A 3,437-nucleotide genomic window follows, 5' to 3' on the forward strand; every position below is an offset into this window, starting at 1 on the left:
CTCGGGTGCGGTCGCGGTGCTGCAGGTAGAGCACCGTGGTGAACACGTGGTTCATCACTCGCATCACCACGAACAGCGACATCACCACCAGTGCACCCGCGATCTGCGGGGATGCCGGGGTGAAGAAGAGTAGGAGCCCGGCCATCAGCAGCAGAGAGCCGGCGGCGCAGCCGAGAACCGCGGTGTGCTTCAGGGCCGGTCCAGCGCTGACGAGTCCGTCTGCTGCGCGCAGCTTCTCGTGGAAGGTATTGCCGAAGGCCTGGCCGATGAAGGCCACCGCCCAGGCTGTCACTGCTGCGACGGAGTAGTAGCCGGCGATGGTGGAGTCGGTGAGGAAGCCGAGCAGCAGCACGTCGCCCTGGATGTAGACCGCGTTGGCGAGGTTCTCCGAGAACAGCATCGAGATCTCGCGCCAGGATCCGGGGATGCGCGGCGCTGCGACGCGCGTCCGTACCGCGGCCAGCACGGCGATGACGAAATACGGTGCGGCATAGAGCAGGCTGGCAACGGTCAGCGTGGCGTCGGGCACGGCGAAGAGGTAGGCCGTCGCGAGCGCGATGGACGTGGCTTGACGGGTGGTGTCCCATCGCTGGGTGAGGTCGGGGCGACCGTCGCGCAGCGCCCTGCTCTTGTAGGCATTGAACACCAGCTCGCCGCCGCCGATCACCAGGGCGAACCAGGCGATGTAGTTGACCTGAACCAGGAACAGGCCGCCGACGATGAGTACGGCACCGACGAGCACGCGAGTGGTGCGCTCGCCCAGGAACTCTCGTTCGCTCACGCGGATAGAGCGCACGGTGAAGGGGTGATCGAGTGGTGCTGCGATGATCGCGGCGAGGGCGAAGGCCATCGCGTACTGGCCGTAGTCGGAGATCCCCAACTTGGCGATCAGCGCGATGGTCCACAACAGGCCGATGCCGCGGCCGCCGTAGGTCCACAGGGCAGCGACCCCGGCCTTGAGCAGATTGGCGTTCATTGCGCCGCCCACACGGAGACGAAGTCCTCGACTACAAGTTCTGCGGTGTGGGAGATGCGAAGTGCCTCGACCTCGCGTCGAAGTTTGCCCAGCGCAATGGGATCGGTGATGAGGTCCGCGGTGGCGTCGGCGAGTTCGGCGACACCACCGTCGACCACCAGGGCTCCGCTGTCGGACTCGGCGAGAGCGCCGACCTTCAAGCACGTCACCGGAGTCTGATACGCGATCGCTCGCGTCACCACCGACGATGCGGGGAATGCATCTCCGTAGATGCTCCGTTTGCCGTAGGGCAGGACCAGTGCGCGGATGGACGCGAAGAAGGCGTCCTCGTCCGGTCCGTTCACCTCGCCGAGGATCTCCACTCCGTCGACGGGGTCGAGCAATTCGGTTCCCCGGCCGGCGATGCGGATCGCGATGTCGCGGGGCAGGCTGTCACGAAGTTGCTGGATCTGGTCGAAACCCTTGCCGCGATAGACCAATCCGAAGAGGCCGACCGCCAGCGGCCGCTCCTCGGCAGCCTCTATATCAGGGCGCGCGGGAACGAAGAGAGCACTGGCCTTGGCGGTGGCGTCGGGATACGCACGCGCGAGGGAGTCGGCACCGGAGCGGGTCAGAGCGAACAGCGTTCGGGTACCGGCTATCCGGCGTTCGAGTGCCCGCCATCCCGACCGAAGTGGATAGTGCAGGCCGTGGTTGAGCACCTTCTTGCCCGCGAGGAATTTGGTTCGGGCGGGCCACCAGACCAGTCCGGGCGGGTCGTGCACCGTCGCGGTCACCACCGGGTCGCCGGTGAGTCGGGCGGTTGCCCAGAACGGCATCACCGAGCCGCCGCTGAGTTCGCAGTGCACGATAACGCGGCCCGGGTCGGCGTCGACCAAGTCTTGAATCGCTCTGCGGTGGCGCAGAATATCGCGCGCCGAATGCGATCCGGGCCCCTCGTGGCGATACTCGATCACCTCGGCGAAGTGTGGCCGCACGGCGTCGGCGAAGTCGTCGGCATAGTCGCCCACGCCGCCCACTCCGGATCGGGGGGCGACGTAGACGAGTCGGCAGTCACGCAGGATCATCAGTAGAACAGCGGCCGATACTTGGGGCGGTAGGCGAGTGCCTTGGGATCGCGCATCGCTCGCACTTTCGCGGGCACACCGGCGCCCACTTCGAGTTCGCCGACATCGGCGCGCACCATCGAGCAACCACCGACGACGGCACCGCGGCCGAGCGTCACGCCACTGAGAACGGTGCTGCGACTGGCGATCCAGACGTAGTCGCCGATGACGCAGGGTTCGAGGATCGGGGTGAACTCGGGAGAGTTGTGATCGTGGTAGCCGCCGATGATGTGGGTATCGCTGGCGATGACGACGTTGCTGCCGATGGTGATTCCGCCGCGGGCGTCGAGCATGCACCGGAACCCGATGGCGCAGGCGTCACCGATGGTGAGCCCCTCGGGATCGAGGATGGTGGTGCCGCGGAAGATCGAGGTGTCCTTGCCGATCGTGGCACCGAAGGCGCGCAGGAAGTTCTGCCGAATCCAGTGTGACGGAACGTAGGTGACGATCATGTTGAAGCCGAGTGTGCCGATGCGGTTGCGCAACTTTCGCTTGAACGTGATGTCCTGCATCTTGTAGTTCGAGACGTCGTAGATCGCGTTCTCGGTCTTCTCCACCGCTGTCATGCTGCAATCTCCTCCGTCATGTCGAACTCGATCATTGCCCGGACCACCTGATCGAAAGTCTTCGTCGGTTCCCAGCCCAGCAGGGTGCGGGCCTTGGAGGCGTCGCCGACCATTCTGGCCGAATCGGTCGGTCTGAGCATCTCGGAATCGCTGCGCACGTAGTCACGCCAATTGTCGATGCCCACCGCCGCGAAGGCGGTGGACACGAAGTCCGCGACGCTGTGGGCCTGTCCGGTGGCGATCACGAAGTCGTCACCCTTGCCGTACTCGGCCATGGCCGCCATCGCGTCCACGTAGTCCGGGGCCCAGCCCCAATCGCGCACCGCGGTGAGGTTTCCCAGTTCGAGCATGGTCTGGTTCCCTCGCGAGATGGCGACCGCGGCCTTGCTGATCTTCCGGGTGACGAAGGATTCCGGTCGCCGCGGTGATTCGTGGTTGTAGAGAATGGCATTGGTGGCCTCGAGCCCGCGTGATCGATAGACATCGACCATGTGATGACTGAGCGCCTTCGACGCACCGTAGGGCGATGTGGGGGCGATGCGCGTCGCCTCGCTCTGCAGCGAGACACCGGATCCGGCGAAGATCTCGGCACTCGAAGCGTTGACCATCACGATCCGCTTTCCCGACGCCTCCTGGTGGGTGAAGCAGGCATCGAGCAAGGCTGCTGCGGAGACGCCGTTGACCCTGGTGGTCAGTACCGGGTCGTTCCACGATCGCCAGACCGAGGAGATCCCGGCGAGGTGGAAGACGTAGTCGGGGTCGGTTTCGGTGATCAGTGCCGTGGCGGCT

4 protein-coding genes are annotated in these 3,437 nt (G+C 65.3%); all 4 read right to left on the bottom strand.

Features of this window, described 5'->3' with window-relative positions; genetic code table 11:
- A partial coding sequence (locus tag A2J02_RS08875; protein WP_068049391.1) for a hypothetical protein occupies window positions 1-976 on the bottom strand: 976 nt, incomplete at its 3' end.
- Window positions 973-2,043, bottom strand: coding sequence for a glycosyltransferase (locus tag A2J02_RS08880; protein ID WP_231893776.1), 1,071 nt, complete (start codon window positions 2,041-2,043; stop codon window positions 973-975). The genes A2J02_RS08880 and A2J02_RS08875, both read right to left, overlap by 4 nt.
- The gene (locus A2J02_RS08885; protein ID WP_068049388.1) at window positions 2,043-2,648 is read right to left on the bottom strand and encodes an acyltransferase; all 606 of its coding nucleotides are present in this window, start codon (window positions 2,646-2,648) and stop codon (window positions 2,043-2,045) included. The genes A2J02_RS08880 and A2J02_RS08885 overlap by 1 nt, the downstream gene beginning before the upstream one ends.
- Window positions 2,645-3,437: GDP-mannose 4,6-dehydratase (locus A2J02_RS08890; protein WP_068049389.1), on the bottom strand; the 793-nt coding region annotated here is incomplete at its 5' end. The genes A2J02_RS08890 and A2J02_RS08885, both read right to left, overlap by 4 nt.

It is taken from the genome of Rhodococcus sp. EPR-147 (genome assembly GCF_001647185.1).
Taxonomy (GTDB): domain Bacteria; phylum Actinomycetota; class Actinomycetes; order Mycobacteriales; family Mycobacteriaceae; genus Rhodococcoides.

Coding starts and splice junctions, on each gene's coding strand:
- A2J02_RS08880 (WP_231893776.1), bottom strand. CDS start 2,043: ATGATCCTGCGTGACTGCCGACTCGTCTACGTCGCCCCCCGATCCGGA.
- A2J02_RS08885 (WP_068049388.1), bottom strand. CDS start 2,648: ATGACAGCGGTGGAGAAGACCGAGAACGCGATCTACGACGTCTCGAAC.